Here is a 15875-nt window from a genome sequence, read left to right as displayed (position 1 = left end):
TTAAAGATTAATCAGGAGTTCATTTGAAAGTCACCATCATCGGCAGCGGCTACGTAGGTTTAGTAACTGGCGCTTGCTTGGCAGAGCAAGGAAACAATATTTTTTGTTTGGATCTTGACCCTAAGAAGATTGATATTCTCAATTCTGGTGGCGTGCCGATTTATGAGCCAGGCTTAAAAGAGATGATTGAGCGCAATCGTGCTGCTGGCAGATTGCAATTTTCTACTGACATTGCGGCTTCGGTAGAGCATGGCGACATTCAATTTATTGCAGTAGGCACACCTCCTGATGAAGATGGTTCAGCGGATCTCCAATATGTGGTTGCTGCAGCTCGTAATATTGGCCGCTATGCTACGACTCCTAAGGTCATTGTGGATAAGTCCACAGTGCCAGTAGGTACTGCAGATAAGGTCTCTGCTGCCATTAAAGAAGAGTTGGAAAAAAGAGGTCAACCAGAAGATTTATGTTCGGTAGTATCTAATCCCGAGTTTTTAAAAGAGGGTGCGGCCGTAGAAGACTTCATGCGCCCAGACCGCATCGTCATAGGTACAGAAAGCACTCCAGCAGGGTTGCGTGCTAAGGAGCAAATGCGCAAGCTTTATGCGCCATTTAATCGTCACCATGAACGCACTTACTACATGGATGTTAAGAGTGCAGAGCTGACTAAGTATGCAGCGAATGCCATGTTGGCAACCCGTATCTCCTTTATGAATGAGTTGGCCAATCTAGCTGATCTAGTGGGGGCTGACATTGAAGCGGTCCGCCAAGGTATTGGTTCTGACTCTCGCATTGGTTATGGATTTTTATATTCAGGAACGGGCTATGGCGGATCTTGTTTTCCGAAGGATGTATCAGCACTTTCTAAAACTGCTAAAGAACACGGCAGAGATCTAAAAATCTTAGATGCTGTTGAAGCGGTTAATGAGCTCCAAAAATATATCTTGGTAGAAAAAATCGAGAAGCGTTTCGGTAAAGACTTATCAAACATGAAGTTTGCTCTATGGGGATTGGCATTTAAGCCCAATACAGACGATATGCGTGAGGCGCCTAGTCGGGTCATCATCCAAGAGTTGGTAAAGCGCGGCGCTTCAGTAGTAGCGCATGACCCAGTAGCAATGCCAGAGGCACAACACTGCTTAGATTTAGACTTCAAAGGCAATCCTGAGGGCCTTAAAAAGGTCTCTATGGTAGAAAGCCCAATGGCAGCCTTAGATGGATGCGATGCCTTAGTGATCGTGACTGAGTGGAAGGCTTTCCGTAGCCCAGATTTTGACCAGGTAATGCAAAAGTTAAAGCGCCCTATCGTATTTGATGGTCGCAATCTCTATGAGCCTAGCGCCATGCAAGAATTAGGTGTTGAGTACTACGGCATTGGTCGCCATAATTAAGTAAAAATTATTCAATGGAAAAAGCTAACCGCGAACAGTTTTCAAAAGCACGCTTACTTGTAGTGGGCGATGTGATGCTCGATCGCTATTGGTTTGGTGATACGCATCGTATTTCGCCAGAGGCACCTGTGCCAGTAGTACAGGTTGGAAAGATCGATGAACGACTTGGCGGAGCAGCGAACGTTGCGCGTAACGTTGCAGCATTGGGTGCCAACACAACCATTTTAGGCATTGTAGGTAATGACGAAGCAGGCAAACGGGTGGGAGAGCTACTCAAATCCGGTGGCGTCGATAGTCAATTAGAAATTGACGCCAATGTGCCAACAATCGTGAAGTTACGTGTGATTGCCCGTCAACAACAGCTTATTCGCTTAGATTTTGAAGAGAGTCCTAGCGAGAAAGCCCTCGCCCATAAATTAGAGCGCTTTGAGAAATTGGTTGGTGATGCGGATGTCGTCATTTTGTCTGATTACGGCAAAGGTGCCTTAGGTCAAGTAGCCCATATGATTGAGCAAGCAAGAGCCCAAAACAAAGTCATCCTGGTTGATCCCAAGGGCGAAGATTATGAAAAATATCGCGGTGCTACTGTCTTAACGCCGAATCGAAGTGAATTGCGCCAAGTGGTTGGAAAGTGGAATAGTGAAGAAGATCTCACGAATAAAGCGCAAGCCCTGAGAAAATCTCTTAATCTTCAGGCTCTACTGCTTACCCGCTCAGAAGAAGGTATGAGTTTATATACCGAGGCTGGTGTGAGTCATGTCAAAGCACAGGCTCGAGAGGTCTTTGATGTTTCTGGCGCGGGCGATACGGTGATTGCTACTCTAGCTGTATCATTAGCTGCGCAGTGGCCTTTAGAAAAAGCGATGGCATTGGCAAATCGTGCTGGTGGCATTGTGGTTGGTAAGCTTGGTACTGCAACCGTTACTTCAGAGGAATTACAGTGACTATTATCGTAACTGGCGCCGCTGGCTTTATTGGGGCAAATATTGTTCAGGCACTGAATGCTCGTGGTGAGAAAAACGTCATTGCAGTGGATGACCTTAACCCCGCCGATAAGTATCGCAATTTAGCGGACTTAGACATTATTGACTATCTAGATAAGAATGAATTTCTAGATGCATTTAGAAGTGGCAAGTTTGGCAAAGTCCGGGCGGTCTTTCATGAGGGTGCGTGCTCCGATACGATGGAGACCGATGGCATTTTCATGATGGCGAATAACTATCGCTACACCATGGACTTGCTAGATATCTGCACTGCTCAAAAAGTCCAACTCTTGTATGCCTCTTCAGCCGCTACTTATGGGGGCTCCGATGCATTTGTGGAGAGTCGTGAGCACGAGAAACCACTCAATATTTATGGCTACTCTAAATTCTTGTTTGACCAAGTGATGCGCAAGCGTTTTTCAGAAAATGCCAACACCGCTCAAGTAGTCGGCTTCCGTTACTTCAATGTGTATGGCCCCCGGGAATCACACAAAGGTCGTATGGCATCGGTCGCTTTTCATCAGTATCACCAATACAAAGCTAATGGTCATGTCAAACTCTTTGGTGAGTATGGTGGCTATGGTCCTGGCGAGCAAGGCAGAGACTTTGTTTCAGTAGAAGATGTCGTGAAGGTAAATCTTTTCTTTTTGGATCATCCAGACATCAGCGGTATCTTCAATTTAGGTAGTGGCCGTGCACAACCCTTTAACGATGTTGCACATGCAGTAGCTAATGCAATGCGTAAACTGGATAAAGCTCAACCAGCTACTTTGCAAGAATTAGTGAAAGAAAAAGCGATCGAGTACACCCCCTTTCCGGATGCACTCAGAGGTAAATATCAGTGTTTCACTCAAGCTGATCTTACAAAACTGCGAGCTGCAGGCTATACCGAGCCCTTCCTCGATGTTGAGCAAGGTGTAGGTCGCTATATTGAATGGCTAGAGGCCAATTCTGATTTCTTAGCCAACCCTTTGTAGCTCGGTCAACTAAGTTATTCTCTCTACGTTGTAAACGATCCACGCGCACTTTGTGTACGTGGATTTTTTATTTACTACTGGAGAGTTTATGACGAGATACTTCAAGATTGATGCTGCAAAAAATTGGATGGGAGCTGCAACACTGGCAGCTGGCTTAGCATTTTTATCATTAGGAGCTGCCTTTGCTTCACCGATCAACGTTAATACGGCTACTCAATCGGAGTTAGAAAGTATTAAGGGTATTGGCCCTTCGAAAGCGAAAACCATTATTGCTGAGCGTTTGGATGGCGGCCATTTTCAAGATGCCAATGACTTACAAAAGCGTGTCCGAGGTATTGGTATGCGATCGGTTGAGAAAATGGTCGATAACGGATTGACGATTGAGTCACCCAGCTCCTTTCGGGAGCCTAACGGCAGGACCAAGAAAGAGGGCGGTAGCTCTAGCAGACGCAATTCTCGTACTCAAGCTAATCCTCGCAATCAGTCGGAGCGTACGGGAGCAGGCCGCAGAAATTAAACCCTTTAGAGCCTAGGTACGCTTATGGCTAAAATGGCCTGATGAGCAAACCAACTTACCTGACGATTTCACAAACAGTAGGCAATACGCCTTTAGTGCGTTTACAGCGCATTCCAGGTTTGGAAAATGACAATCGTAATAATGTCATTCTAGGTAAGTTAGAAGGAAATAATCCAGCCGGGTCGGTGAAAGACCGACCTGCGCTGTCGATGATTTTGCGCGCGCAAGAGCGTGGTGAGATTAAGCCTGGCGATACCCTGATCGAAGCAACGAGCGGTAATACTGGTATTGCCCTAGCTATGACTGCTGCGATGTTGGGTTACAAGATGGTATTGGTTATGCCAGAAAATCAAAGTATTGAACGTCGTCAAAGTATGGCCGCTTACGGAGCTGAACTCATTTTGACTGCCGCATCTGGTGGCATGGAGTTTGCGCGAGACTATGCACTCCAACTCCAGAGAGAAGGCCGCGGTAGATTGTTAGATCAATTTGCCAATCCCGATAATCCAAGGGCTCATATTGAAACAACTGGTCCTGAAATTTGGCGCGATACGGATGGTCAGATTACACACTTTATCTCTGCAATGGGAACGACTGGAACCATCACAGGTGTCTCCACTTACCTCAAGTCGATGAACCCCAATATTCAGATTATTGGAGCCCAACCTGAAGAAGGTTCGCAAATTCCAGGAATTCGTAAATGGGCCCCAGAGTATTTGCCAAAGATTTACCAGGGCGACAGAGTTGATCGTATTGAGTTTGTCACTCAAGCAGACGCTGAAGAGATGGCGCGCCGCCTTGCGGCAGAAGAGGGCATCTTTTGTGGCATCTCTGCTGGTGGGGCTTTAGTTGTCGCTTTGCGTATTGCTCGTCAGGTTGAGAATGCAACGATTGTCTTTATTGTTTGCGATCGTGGCGACCGCTATCTGTCGACCGGCGTATTTCCCGCCTAATTTACTTTAGGCTTTTTCTTTGAGCCTGATTTCTTCGATTTACTTTTTTCAGCACTACTCTTGCCGGTAGGCGCTTTGTTGGTATTTTCAACCGGCACTACGCTTTTATTTTTATATCCCAGAGCTTCGGCAAACTCAGCGACACTTTGAGCATAAAAATAGCTGCGGTTGTATTGCACGATCGTTAAGAAGTTATTGAGTCCAACAAAATATTGCACTTGATCAATACCATCTTTATCAGGATAGGGTAAGTCAATAATAAATGCTTTACTAGTGGGCTCAACGCCGCCGCTTTGCAAATCTCCCTGCTGTTTTGTCAAAATGCCTTTGTCGATGAGTTCCTGAACGGTGTATTTGAGTTGAGGCTCACCGTCGGCTAATTCTTTGGCTGCAGAGATAGCTCCAGCTTGTACTGGAAAAGAAATTGGCATACCCGCTTGCCAACCATGCATCTTCATAAAGTTTCCAACGCTAGCAATAGCATCTTTAGGGCTTTGCTTTAAATCAATTCTCCCATCGCCATCGCCATCTACCGCAAAGCTCCGAATGCTGCTGGGCATAAATTGCGGCAGACCAATAGCGCCAGCGTAAGAGCTATTTTGGTTAAGGCAAGCACTAAAGCGAGCATTATTCACGCCTTGAGCGCTGTTTTTGGCTGGGGTTTTTCCGCCAGATTCAGTCCAGCACAACAAGATGAGTTCTTTTAGCTGATCTTTAAAGAGCTGCTCCCGAGCCAACTTATTCGGGGTATCAGGGTAGCTGAAGGCGAGGGTGGATAAGACATCTTTGACCCGAAAATTGCCGGTTTGTCGTCCATAGATGGTCTCAATGCCAATGATGGCAACAATGATCTCGGCGGGAACGCCGGATTCTTGCTCCACTTGGCTCAAAAAGGCCTGGTTTTCCTCCCAAAATACCTTTCCAGCCTTTAGACGAACCGGTTCAATAAAGCGTTTGCGATACGCAAGCCAATTTTTCTTAAAGGTCCCCGATGGGGGTAATACCAATTTGCGGATCGAGGGAATCGTTTTAGCATCTGAGAAGCCCAATTCTAGGCTCTGCAAGGGGATTTCTTGAGATTGTGAGACTTGGGTTAGTAGTTCATTCAAATTTTGGCTAAAGCGCGCCTCAGTGGCTGGATCATCAGCTTGGTTTACGATGGCTTGTTCAGTCTTATTTTGCTGTGTTGGAGCGCTGGAGCAGGCTGCTAGAAGCAGGGCTACAAGAAAATAGGCGGCACGAAGATTCATGCGATGAGTTTGAGATTGATGAGAATTAAGCACGTTGTATTAGATTATAAGAACGATGGTTTTGCTATTAAGGATTTTGAGCAATGACAACAGGATACATAACTCATCCAGACTTTCTGAAACATGAGATGGGTAGCCATCATCCAGAGTGTCCAGAACGGATTCAGGCGATTAACGATCAGCTCATTCGGAGTGGCATAGATGGGTTTATTCATCACCTAGATGCGCCATTGGCAACCGAAGCTCAGCTTGAGTTGGTTCATAGCCCAGACCACGTCAATTTTGTAAAAGAACGCTCTCCAGAAAGTGGCTACTTCATGCTCGATGGAGACACCATCATGAATCCCCATACATACCGAGCAGCATTGCGGGCAGCCGGCGCAGCAATTGCAGGAGTGGATGCAGTCATGAAGGGTGAAGTAGAAAATGTATTTTGTGCTGTAAGGCCACCCGGTCATCATGCAGAGCCAACACGCTCAATGGGATTTTGTTTATTTGATAACGTAGCTATTGCAGCGCGTTATGCACAAGAAACTTACGGCATTCAACGGGTAGCTATTATTGATTTTGATGTGCACCACGGGAATGGCACAGAAGCAGCTTTTTTTAATGACCCTAACGTAATGATGTGCAGCTTCTTTCAACATCCTTTCTACCCATACAGTGGTTTAGATCCTTCTGACAATATGGTGAATGTACCTCTACCAGCTGCTACACGGGGCGATGTGGTGCGCTCAATCGTTGAGGAACGTTGGCTACCTGCACTTCGTAACTTTGAGCCTGAGCTGATCATTATTTCTGCTGGGTTTGATGCCCATCGCGAGGATGACTTAGGTCAAATGGGCTTGGTGGAGGCAGACTATGCCTGGATTACCAAGCAACTAAAAGAGATTGCTAAGACTTATTCTCAGAATCGGATTGTGAGTTGCTTAGAAGGTGGATACAACCTTTCCGCTTTAGGTCGTAGTGTAGTTGCTCACGTAAAGGCTTTGGCTGATCTCTAAGTCACAGTCGTGTAGTTAAGAAATCGTTATTGAAAGTACATGATGGCAAATATTTATGAACAAGGGTTAGATCGCAATTCAGCGAACTTCACGCCCATTACACCGCTATTATTTTTAGAGCGCTCCGCAGAGATATATCCAAATAAGACTGCCATCATTCATGGAAAATTACGTCAAACTTGGCAGCAAACGTATGAACGCTGCCGTCGTCTTGCAAGCGCCCTACAAAAGCATGGCATTGGGCTAGGTGATACCGTGGCGGTGATGCTGCCGAACACTCCCCCAATGGTAGAGGCGCATTTCGGCATCCCCATGGCAGGCGCGGTACTGAATGCCTTAAACACTCGCCTAGACCCAGAGTCTATTGCTTTCATGCTCAATCATGGTGAAGCAAAAGTAGTCATCATTGATCCTGAGTTTTCAGGGGTGATGAAAAAAGCGCTTGAGATGGCCAAAAAAGAAACTGGCCGCGAAATTTTGGTAATCGACGTTGAAGAAAAAGAGTATGAGGTGCCTGGCGAGAAGTTGGGCAAGTTGACTTATGAGCAATTACTCTCCGCAGGGGACCCCAATTTTGCTTGGCAGGTACCCGCAGACGAATGGCAAGCAATTTGTTTGAACTACACCTCTGGCACTACCGGAAATCCTAAGGGCGTCGTCTATCACCATCGTGGTGCCGCAATGAATGCAGTCTCGAACATACTGGATTGGGATATTAATAAGCATCCAGTGTATTTATGGACACTGCCTATGTTTCATTGCAATGGCTGGTGTTTTCCTTGGACTGTTGCAGCCCGTGCAGGAGTGAATGTGTGCCTGCGTCGCGTAGATGCGCAGCATATCTTTGCGGCAATTAAAGAGCATGGTGTAACGCATTACTGTGCTGCGCCAATTGTCCATAATCTTTTAGTCAATGCTCCAGATGAAATGAAGCTGGGGGTACCTTCAGGCGTAAAAGGATTAATTGCAGGGGCTGCCCCTCCAGCTTCTATCATCGAAGGAATGGAAAAACTCGGTTTTGATTTAACCCACGTTTACGGCTTAACAGAGGTCTATGGTCCCGCAGCGGTTTGTGTCAAACAAGACGAGTGGAATGATTTGGATATTGGTGAGCGTGCGCGTTTGAATGCGCGACAAGGTGTGCGCTATCACTTGCAACAGGCAATCACAGTGCTTGACCCAGAAACCATGCAGCCAGTTCCTGCTGATGGTGAAACCATGGGTGAGATTATGTTCAAGGGCAATATCGCGATGAAGGGTTACCTCAAGAATGAAAAGGCAACTCAAGAAGCATTTGAGGGTGGCTGGTTTCATTCGGGTGATTTGGCAGTCATGAGCCCTGATGGTTACGTGAAAATTAAAGACCGCAGTAAAGACATCATCATCTCCGGAGGAGAAAATATCTCTTCGATTGAGGTGGAAGATGTGCTTTACCGTCACCCAGCAGTGATTGCCGCAGCAGTAGTTGCTAAGCCTGATCCGAAGTGGGGGGAGACCCCCTGTGCATTTTTGGAAATTAAGCCGGGTGTCGAGGTAAGCCCTGCCGATATCATTGCGCACTGTAAGCAACACTTGGCTGGATTCAAGGTGCCAAAGACGATTGTTTTTGGTGATTTACCGAAGACTTCTACGGGCAAGATCCAGAAATTTGAACTACGTAAGCAAGCGGGATCAGCCACTGCTATTGATGTGTAGTTCTGGCCCACTGGGACGGATAAAATAAGTAGTTAAACAATGCTTTACAAATTTTTGTCATTATTGAGAATTCCAAATGAAGATCTTAGTTGCAATAAAACGAGTCGTTGATTACAACGTCAAAATTCGAGTCAAGTCTGATGGTTCAGGCGTGGATCTAGCCAACGTCAAAATGAGTATGAATCCTTTTGATGAGATAGCAGTTGAAGAAGCAGTTCGCTTAAAAGAGGCTGGTGTTGCCTCTGAAATAGTTGTAGTAACTGCAGGCGTAACCCAGTGCCAAGAAACCTTACGCACTGCACTTGCGATTGGTGCTGATCGTGCGATCCTGGTAGAGACCGATGCCGAACTACAACCGTTAGCGGTTGCCAAGATTCTCAAAGCCCTCTCTGAAAAAGAACAAGCCCAAGTCATCATTTTGGGTAAACAAGCTATTGATGACGATAGCAATCAAACCGGTCAGATGTTGGCTAGCCTGATGGATATTCCACAGGCAACCTTTGCTTCTAAAGTGGTGATTGCTGATGGTAAGGCTACTGTGACACGCGAAGTCGATGGTGGTCTAGAAACAATCGCCTTGAATTTACCCGCAGTGATTACAACGGACTTGCGCCTCAATGAGCCACGTTATGTCACTTTGCCCAACATTATGAAGGCCAAGAAAAAGGCGATTGATATTGTGAAGCCCGAAGATCTCGGTGTGGATATTGCACCGCGACTCAAAACCATGAAGGTGGAAGAGCCGCCGAAGCGTAGCGCAGGGGTAATGGTTGCTGATGTTGCAGCCTTGGTAGAAAAACTGAAAAATGAAGCGAAGGTGATTTAAATGGCTGCTCTCGTTATTGCTGAACACGATAATCAATCTCTAAAAGCGGCAACCTTAAATGCTGTAGCAGCTGCCCTGCAGTGTTCTCCAGAAGTAGATGTTTTAGTTGCTGGTAACAGTGCTGACGCTGCTGCGACTGCGGCTGCGCAAATTTCGGGTGTACGCAAGGTTATTCAAGTTGATGCTGCGCATCTAGCGGATCAATTGGCTGAACCCTTGGCTGCCCAGATTCTTTCCATTGCCAAGCACTACACCCATCTGCTTGCTCCAGCAACAGCTAATGGTAAAAATGTGATGCCACGCGTTGCTGCCAAGCTAGATGTTGCTCAGTTGTCCGATATTACGAAGGTGGTATCTGCCGATACCTTCGAGCGTCCTATTTACGCTGGTAATGCAATTGCAACTGTGCAGTCAAGCGATCCAGTGAAGGTCATTACTGTTCGTACAACCGGTTTTGACCCTGTGGCCGCTTCTGGAGGCTCTGCAAGTATTGAAAAGCAAGAAGCTACTGCAAGCAATACCAGCTCTTCCTTTGTTGGACGCGAGCTCACGAAGTCTGATCGTCCCGAATTGACAGCCGCCAAGATTATTGTTTCAGGTGGTCGCGGTCTAGGTTCTGGTGAGAAATACCAAGAACTGATTGCACCCTTAGCTGACAAACTGGGCGCCGCCTTGGGTGCGTCGCGTGCTGCAGTAGATGCGGGTTACGTGCCGAATGATTATCAAGTAGGTCAGACTGGGAAAATTGTTGCTCCACAACTGTATATCGCAGTTGGCATCTCAGGTGCGATTCAGCACTTAGCAGGTATGAAGGATTCCAAGGTGATCGTTGCAATCAATAAGGATCCTGAGGCCCCGATCTTTAGTGTGGCGGATTATGGTTTGGTTGCAGACCTCAATACTGCAGTACCAGAGCTTATAAAAGCGCTTGGCTAAGAGTAGCTAGTCATGCTGCAAGATGTGATTTAAATAAAGAGGAGTTGTAATGCCATACGTAGCCCCAGTAAAAGACATGCTGTTTGTAATGAATGAATTAGCTGGGCTAGCAGATGTGGTTGCCTATCCGTCTTATGCTGAAGCTGGGGCGGATGTGGATTTAGCTCCGGCGATTTTGGAAGAGTCAGCCAAATTTAATCAAGACGTCGTTGCGCCACTCAATTGGCCAGGCGATCAAAACCCCAGCTCCTGGAAAGATGGCGTTGTTACAACAACCCCTGGATTTAAAGAAGCCTTTGAGCAATTTGCCGCTGCTGGTTGGCAGGGCGTAGTTCATCCTGCGGAGTTTGGTGGTCAGGGCTTGCCAAAACTCATTGCTACCGCTTGTTTTGAGATGGTTCACTCAGCGAGCTTGTCTTTTGCTTTGTGTCCTATGCTGACAGACGGTGCAATTGAAGCCTTGCTCACTGCAGCTAGCCCAGAAATTCAGGGGCAATATGTCCCGAATATGATTTCAGGCGAGTGGACTGGCTCAATGTGTCTCACTGAGCCACAGGCGGGCTCTGACTTATCAATGGTGCGAGCACGTGCTGTACCGGAGGGCAATGGTACTTACAAGATTTTTGGAACGAAGATCTTTATTACCTATGGCGAGCACGATATGGCCAAGAACATTGTCCATTTAGTATTAGCGAGAACTCCTGATGCGCCAGAGGGTGTTAAAGGAATTTCTTTATTTGTGGTGCCAAAGTTTTTGGTCAACGCAGATGGCAGCTTAGGTGAGCGGAATGATGTTCACTGTGTCTCGATTGAACATAAATTAGGAATTAAGGCGAGCCCAACTGCTGTCTTGCAATTCGGTGATCATGGCGGTGCTATTGGCTATCTGGTTGGCGAAGAGAACCGCGGCTTGGAATATATGTTTGTCATGATGAATGCAGCTCGCTTTGCAGTCGGTATGCAAGGCATTGCAGTGGCGGAGCGTGCTTATCAAAAGGCAGTGCAATATGCTAAAGATCGCATCCAAAGCCGTGATTTGTCCGGCTCTGCAGGTCCGGTAGCGATTATTCATCAGCCTGATGTCAAGCGCATGCTGATGACCATGCGCGCTTACACAGAAGCTTCTCGCGCATTGGCATATTACGCTGCCGCTGCTTATGATGCGCAACATGCGGCACCAGATGAGACTGTACGCAAATCTAACCAAGCAATTTATGAGTTCCTAGTGCCAATTGTGAAAGGCTTCTCAACCGAGATGTCGATTGAAGTTGCAAGCCTCGGTGTGCAAGTGCATGGCGGCATGGGTTTCATTGAAGAAACAGGCGCAGCTCAACATTATCGAGATGCGCGCATTCTGACGATTTATGAGGGCACCACTGCTATTCAGGCGAACGATTTGGTTGGTAGAAAGACAGTGCGTGATGGCGGAGCTACCGCAAAAGCACTCTCACAAAAAATTGCTGAAACCGAAAAAGCGCTAGCAGTCAGCGGCTCTGTTGATGCGAAAGCGGTGCTCAAGCAGTTGTCTATTGGCCGCGCCGCATTCGAGGAGGCAGTAGCTTACATAGTGGCAAATGCTAAGAGCGAGGCCAAGGCAGTTTACGCTGGCAGCTTTGCTTACTTGCGTCTCTCAGGCTTGGTGCTCGGTGGCTGGCAAATGGCACGAGCGCTTTTAGCCGCAGAGCGTTTACGTGATAGCGACCCTGCTTTTTATGGGGCCAAGATTGCTACTGCACGATTCTTCGCTGAAAATTTATTGCCACAAGCTCAGGCACTAGCAACATCAATCGTAGAGAGTGGCCACTCTACAAATGCTTTAGAAGTTGAGCAATTCTAGGTAGCTATTATTGCGATAGCTTTCTGGCTTCGTAGAGTTGTGAAATAAAGAATTGCTCGAAAGCAATTGCTAGAAAAGTCATCATTACACCAGCACCCAAAACGAGTGCAAAAATAACAGTAAGAATCACCGGCCAACCCGAGCGGGTGCGATGCTGCTCTTCAATGCCAGGATTAAATTGCGCATCCCACTTTTCATCAAGGCGTAGGCCAAAGGCGATCGTGGTTAACCAACTTGCTTCAATCGCAATAAAACCAAAGGTAATGAGGATCCAGCCTGCTGCTGAATGAAAGTGGGTATCTTTCAGAATGACCCAGCCAGCTATGCCGCCAATCAATGCAAATAATTGCGCCCAAGCCCAAAAGGATTTCCAGCCTTGCAGGTAAAAACAGTTCAGACCGCTGCCAGGAAAAAATAAGCCGAGAGCACAAAAAATCAGTTTGGAGTTTTTCATCTATATTTTTCTAATGGATTTATTGATTTGTATTGGGACGCTGAGTAAAACTAAGGACTTCACGGTCACTGCCAATCATCAGTAATTGATCGCCGTTTCGAATAATGCTGCGGTAGTCATTGAGCTCGTAGAGAAAGTCATTCTCCAATTCATTCCGCTGTGGGCTGCATGCCATTTTGGTACTGGTGATTTTGCTGAAGGTAAAGCCGCGACCATCCTCATCTAGCAGCGCTGTAAATCGATTGCAGCCAGTAGAACCACTGATGCGTTGACCATTAGCATCAAAAGTAATCTGAATCGGATTGCTAGCTTCACCTAGCGGAATTTGGCGGGTGCGTACTTCACCATTGCTATTGGGGGGCAAATTCCAGCGCGTAAGCTCCCATTTGGTGTTGCGTAATTCGCTACTGGGCGGACTGGTTTTAGCGTTGCAAGGTGGGATGACGTTTGCACAGCCAGTCAAAAAAGCCATGCTTAGAGACAAAAACACCACAAATAGATTCCGGATGCAGTCTTTTGGGGGTGCCTGGATGGAAAAATCGGCGCTTATTCTGATGGACATATTTCTCTAAGTTATTGTTTTGTATATATTTTTTATGTACTGTATTCCGCTATTCTACTGACTTAGGCCTTCAAACAGGTGGAAAAAGTAGGGGTTTTCGTCTAGAATATGAGGTTTTCCGCTTTGCCGTATGTTTTATTGGTGGGCTGGAACCAAGAATTTTTTGTAGAAATTTCATTGGGTTGGAAGCAACCTTTTCATTTTAGATTTTTTAAGGAATAAGTATGGTCGTCATTCGACTGGCACGCGGCGGTTCTAAGAAGCGCCCTTTTTACAGCATTGTTGCTACTGATAAGCGCAACCGTCGTGACTCGAACTTTATCGAGCGCATTGGTTACTTCAATCCTCAAGCAGCTGCATCTGAGCAAGCAATGCGCATCGCTCAAGATCGTTTGACTTACTGGACTGGTGTTGGTGCGCAAGTATCTCCAACTGTTGTTCGTTTGATCAAAAACAATCCTGCTGTTTAAATAATTTCGCTAGAGACTTCACTCTCATGGTGGAGTTTTTAGTGGCAGGATTTTCAGTAGTTCTATCTCGGGAAAATAAGGTGTCTTGCAAATGAGTACACCTTCCCTAAATGATTTGATTGAACTTGGCGCCATTTCTGAGGCCCAAGGGCTGCAAGGGCAGGTGAAGGTTAGGCCTCACTCTTCCGACCCTGTAGCACTTCTCTCTTCTAAAGCAGTTTGGCTATCTCTCATCCCACGCCGGGAGGCGGGTGTCTCTGCGTCTATAGAGCAAGCCTCACTAACGCAATACACAGTAAAGAGCGCGAAGATGCACAGCGGTAATGTCGTGATGGCGCTTGAAGGTGTTGGCGATCGAGATCAAGCACTTGCATTAAAGGGTGCCAGAATCTTGGTAACACGAGAAACCTTCCCTAAGCCGGATGGCGACTCCTATTATTGGGTTGACTTGATTGGATGTCACGCTGTTAATCTTCAAGGCGAAGCTTTAGGTGAAGTGATAGATATTACTGAGAATGGTGCACACGGTGTCATTGCAATCGGTGATGCGCAAACTAAAGCGATAAAACAATTAGTACCATTTGTAAAAGAAGTAGTGCAAAACGTAGACTTACCGAATAAGAAAATCACCCTCGATTGGCAGAGTGATTGGTGATTGCAAAACCCACAGTAATGAATGAGTCTGAATTCAGATATGCGCTTTGATGTTGTGACCTTATTTCCAGATATGTTCTCTGCTCTTACACAGTGGGGTATTACTGGTCGCGCATGCGAACAATCTTTAGCCAGCGTGCATCTTTGGAATCCTCGGGATTTTTGTACAGACCCCCGCAAGACAGTCGATGATCGCGCTTATGGCGGTGGCCCTGGAATGGTGATGATGGCCAAACCCCTCGAAGACACAGTTGCAGGGATTAAGGCGTCTCATCAGGCTGCAGGGATAAAAACGGGGCCTATCTGCCTCTTAGCCCCCCAAGGGGAGAGTTTTTCCCAAAAAATGGCTGCCACTATCCTGGATTACGGCAATATCAACTTCATTTGTGGTCGATATGAGGCATTGGACCAACGGTTTATAGACCGAAATGTCGACTTTCAACTCTCTATAGGTGATTTTGTCCTTTCTGGGGGCGAAATCCCCGCTATGGCGATGATGGATGCGGTGATTAGACTCATTCCAGGAGCGCTAGGGGATGGCGAATCCGCTGCCCAGGATAGCTTTATGAACGGTCTTTTGGACTATCCGCACTACACCCGCCCTGAAATTTATGAAAATTTATCAGTGCCGGACGTGCTTTTAGGCGGACATCACGCTAAAATAGCGGATTGGCGTCGGCAACAGTCTTTAAAGCTGACGTTCAGGCTAAGGCCAGATTTAATTGAATCTGCCAGAGCTAATGGGTTGCTAACCCGAGAAGATGAACAATTTCTTCGCTCTCTATCCAATTGAGTGCTATTGAAAAGTTTGGTTTTTGGTTTAGTGAAATGGTATTAACTGCATCCTCTATTAGGTCCGTAGATTTTTATCTCGGGATTAAACGCTAATAAGATGTTTAAGGATTAAAAATGAATTTGATCGAAAAAATTGAGCAAGAAGAAATTGCTCGCTTAAGTGCTAACAAAGTATTGCCAAGCTTTGCTCCTGGCGACACAGTAGTTGTTAGTGTGAATGTTGTTGAAGGTACTCGTAAGCGTACCCAGGCCTTTGAAGGCGTTGTGATTGCTAAGCGTAATCGCGGACTCAATTCCAGCTTTATCGTGCGTAAGATTTCTTCTGGTGAAGGCGTTGAGCGTACTTTCCAAACATACTCACCATTGATTGCTAGCGTTGAAGTCAAGCGTCGCGGTGATGTCCGTCGTGCCAAGTTGTATTACTTGCGTGACCGTTCTGGTAAGTCAGCACGTATTAAAGAAAAGCTTCAAGCGCGCACTAAAGTAGTAGCTGCTCCAGCTGCTGAGTAATTGTCGTTTTGATGCAAGCAGAAAGGCGGCCTAGGTCGCCTTTTTTGTTGCCTTAGAATGAGCC

17 protein-coding genes are annotated in these 15875 nt (G+C 46.5%); 14 read left to right on the top strand and 3 right to left on the bottom strand.

What is annotated here, in order from left to right:
• Positions 1-23: 23 nt before the first annotated feature.
• The 5 genes from C2757_RS06600 (at position 24) to cysM (ending at position 4818) form a co-directional block, all read left to right on the top strand.
• Positions 24-1388 carry a UDP-glucose/GDP-mannose dehydrogenase family protein gene (locus tag C2757_RS06600; RefSeq protein WP_215373691.1) on the top strand — a complete coding sequence of 455 codons (1365 nt, stop codon included), beginning with the start codon at positions 24-26 and terminating at the stop codon, positions 1386-1388.
• Positions 1389-1402: 14 nt separating this feature from the next.
• On the top strand, positions 1403-2332 hold the full coding sequence (gene rfaE1, locus C2757_RS06595) for a D-glycero-beta-D-manno-heptose-7-phosphate kinase (protein ID WP_215373689.1): 930 nt from the start codon (positions 1403-1405) through the stop codon (positions 2330-2332).
• Entirely contained in the window at positions 2329-3348 is a 1020-nt protein-coding gene (rfaD, locus tag C2757_RS06590) for an ADP-glyceromanno-heptose 6-epimerase (protein ID WP_215373688.1), read from the top strand. The genes rfaE1 and rfaD overlap by 4 nt, the downstream gene beginning before the upstream one ends.
• An 88-nt stretch (positions 3349-3436) precedes the next feature.
• A complete protein-coding gene (locus C2757_RS06585) occupies positions 3437-3865 on the top strand; it encodes a helix-hairpin-helix domain-containing protein (protein WP_215373686.1) in 429 nt (142 codons plus the stop codon).
• Between the two features lie 41 nt (positions 3866-3906).
• Entirely contained in the window at positions 3907-4818 is a 912-nt protein-coding gene (gene cysM, locus C2757_RS06580) for a cysteine synthase CysM (RefSeq protein WP_215373685.1), read from the top strand.
• Here cysM and C2757_RS06575 read toward each other — a convergent pair.
• Entirely contained in the window at positions 4815-6068 is a 1254-nt protein-coding gene (locus tag C2757_RS06575) for a lytic transglycosylase domain-containing protein (RefSeq protein WP_215373683.1), read from the bottom strand. The two genes, cysM and C2757_RS06575, sit on opposite strands and share 4 nt — an antisense overlap.
• An 83-nt stretch (positions 6069-6151) precedes the next feature.
• Here C2757_RS06575 and C2757_RS06570 point away from each other — a divergent pair, with 83 nt between their 5' ends.
• The 5 genes from C2757_RS06570 to C2757_RS06550 all read left to right on the top strand — a co-directional run bounded on the left by C2757_RS06570 (position 6152) and on the right by C2757_RS06550 (position 12366).
• Positions 6152-7072, top strand: coding sequence for a histone deacetylase family protein (locus C2757_RS06570; protein ID WP_215373682.1), 921 nt, complete (start codon positions 6152-6154; stop codon positions 7070-7072).
• Positions 7073-7114: 42 nt separating this feature from the next.
• Positions 7115-8767 (top strand): acyl-CoA synthetase, encoded by a 1653-nt coding sequence (locus C2757_RS06565; protein WP_215376998.1) that lies wholly within the window; start codon positions 7115-7117, stop codon positions 8765-8767.
• 76 nt (positions 8768-8843) lie between these two features.
• Positions 8844-9593, top strand: coding sequence for an electron transfer flavoprotein subunit beta/FixA family protein (locus C2757_RS06560; RefSeq protein ID WP_215373680.1), 750 nt, complete (start codon positions 8844-8846; stop codon positions 9591-9593).
• Positions 9594-10529: an electron transfer flavoprotein subunit alpha/FixB family protein gene (locus tag C2757_RS06555; RefSeq protein WP_215373678.1), complete on the top strand. Its 936-nt coding sequence runs from the start codon at positions 9594-9596 to the stop codon at positions 10527-10529.
• Positions 10530-10578: 49 nt separating this feature from the next.
• Positions 10579-12366 carry an acyl-CoA dehydrogenase gene (locus tag C2757_RS06550; protein ID WP_215373676.1) on the top strand — a complete coding sequence of 596 codons (1788 nt, stop codon included), beginning with the start codon at positions 10579-10581 and terminating at the stop codon, positions 12364-12366.
• 7 nt (positions 12367-12373) lie between these two features.
• On the opposite strand, the gene C2757_RS06545 is transcribed toward C2757_RS06550, so the two are convergent.
• Together C2757_RS06545 and C2757_RS06540 are read right to left on the bottom strand one after the other, a co-directional pair.
• Entirely contained in the window at positions 12374-12820 is a 447-nt protein-coding gene (locus tag C2757_RS06545; RefSeq protein WP_215373675.1) for a hypothetical protein, read from the bottom strand.
• A gap of 19 nt (positions 12821-12839) precedes the next feature.
• Positions 12840-13292: an META domain-containing protein gene (locus C2757_RS06540; RefSeq protein WP_215373673.1), complete on the bottom strand. Its 453-nt coding sequence runs from the start codon at positions 13290-13292 to the stop codon at positions 12840-12842.
• 314 nt (positions 13293-13606) lie between these two features.
• Here C2757_RS06540 and rpsP point away from each other — a divergent pair, with 314 nt between their 5' ends.
• The 4 genes from rpsP to rplS all read left to right on the top strand — a co-directional run bounded on the left by rpsP (position 13607) and on the right by rplS (position 15811).
• A complete protein-coding gene (gene rpsP, locus C2757_RS06535; RefSeq protein WP_128112547.1) occupies positions 13607-13852 on the top strand; it encodes a 30S ribosomal protein S16 in 246 nt (81 codons plus the stop codon).
• A 91-nt stretch (positions 13853-13943) separates the two neighbouring features.
• The gene (rimM, locus tag C2757_RS06530) at positions 13944-14507 is read left to right on the top strand and encodes a ribosome maturation factor RimM (protein WP_215373671.1); all 564 of its coding nucleotides are present in this window, start codon (positions 13944-13946) and stop codon (positions 14505-14507) included.
• Positions 14508-14546: 39 nt separating this feature from the next.
• Positions 14547-15299 (top strand): tRNA (guanosine(37)-N1)-methyltransferase TrmD, encoded by a 753-nt coding sequence (trmD, locus tag C2757_RS06525; RefSeq protein ID WP_215376995.1) that lies wholly within the window; start codon positions 14547-14549, stop codon positions 15297-15299.
• A gap of 116 nt (positions 15300-15415) precedes the next feature.
• Complete coding sequence (gene rplS, locus C2757_RS06520; protein ID WP_215373670.1) at positions 15416-15811, top strand: 50S ribosomal protein L19; 396 nt, start codon at positions 15416-15418, stop codon at positions 15809-15811.
• The last annotated feature ends 64 nt before the right edge of the window (positions 15812-15875 follow it).

The organism is Polynucleobacter sp. MWH-Svant-W18 (assembly GCF_018687495.1).
Taxonomy (GTDB): Bacteria; Pseudomonadota; Gammaproteobacteria; order Burkholderiales; family Burkholderiaceae; genus Polynucleobacter.
Note: the sequence above shows the minus strand (reverse complement) of the source record. Positions and strands in the feature narration are given on the sequence as shown.

What these genes read in the sequence shown, in the direction of transcription:
- C2757_RS06585 (WP_215373686.1), top strand. Translation starts at nt 3,437, where the DNA reads ATGACGAGATACTTCAAGATTGATGCTGCAAAAAATTGGATGGGAGCT.
- C2757_RS06570 (WP_215373682.1), top strand. Translation starts at nt 6,152, where the DNA reads ATGACAACAGGATACATAACTCATCCAGACTTTCTGAAACATGAGATG.
- C2757_RS06550 (WP_215373676.1), top strand. Translation starts at nt 10,579, where the DNA reads ATGCCATACGTAGCCCCAGTAAAAGACATGCTGTTTGTAATGAATGAA.
- C2757_RS06565 (WP_215376998.1), top strand. Translation starts at nt 7,115, where the DNA reads ATGGCAAATATTTATGAACAAGGGTTAGATCGCAATTCAGCGAACTTC.
- trmD (WP_215376995.1), top strand. Translation starts at nt 14,547, where the DNA reads ATGCGCTTTGATGTTGTGACCTTATTTCCAGATATGTTCTCTGCTCTT.
- C2757_RS06575 (WP_215373683.1), bottom strand. Translation starts at nt 6,068, where the DNA reads ATGAATCTTCGTGCCGCCTATTTTCTTGTAGCCCTGCTTCTAGCAGCC.
- rpsP (WP_128112547.1), top strand. Translation starts at nt 13,607, where the DNA reads ATGGTCGTCATTCGACTGGCACGCGGCGGTTCTAAGAAGCGCCCTTTT.
- C2757_RS06545 (WP_215373675.1), bottom strand. Translation starts at nt 12,820, where the DNA reads ATGAAAAACTCCAAACTGATTTTTTGTGCTCTCGGCTTATTTTTTCCT.
- cysM (WP_215373685.1), top strand. Translation starts at nt 3,907, where the DNA reads ATGAGCAAACCAACTTACCTGACGATTTCACAAACAGTAGGCAATACG.
- C2757_RS06555 (WP_215373678.1), top strand. Translation starts at nt 9,594, where the DNA reads ATGGCTGCTCTCGTTATTGCTGAACACGATAATCAATCTCTAAAAGCG.
- rfaE1 (WP_215373689.1), top strand. Translation starts at nt 1,403, where the DNA reads ATGGAAAAAGCTAACCGCGAACAGTTTTCAAAAGCACGCTTACTTGTA.
- C2757_RS06540 (WP_215373673.1), bottom strand. Translation starts at nt 13,292, where the DNA reads ATGGCTTTTTTGACTGGCTGTGCAAACGTCATCCCACCTTGCAACGCT.
- rimM (WP_215373671.1), top strand. Translation starts at nt 13,944, where the DNA reads ATGAGTACACCTTCCCTAAATGATTTGATTGAACTTGGCGCCATTTCT.
- rplS (WP_215373670.1), top strand. Translation starts at nt 15,416, where the DNA reads ATGAATTTGATCGAAAAAATTGAGCAAGAAGAAATTGCTCGCTTAAGT.
- C2757_RS06560 (WP_215373680.1), top strand. Translation starts at nt 8,844, where the DNA reads ATGAAGATCTTAGTTGCAATAAAACGAGTCGTTGATTACAACGTCAAA.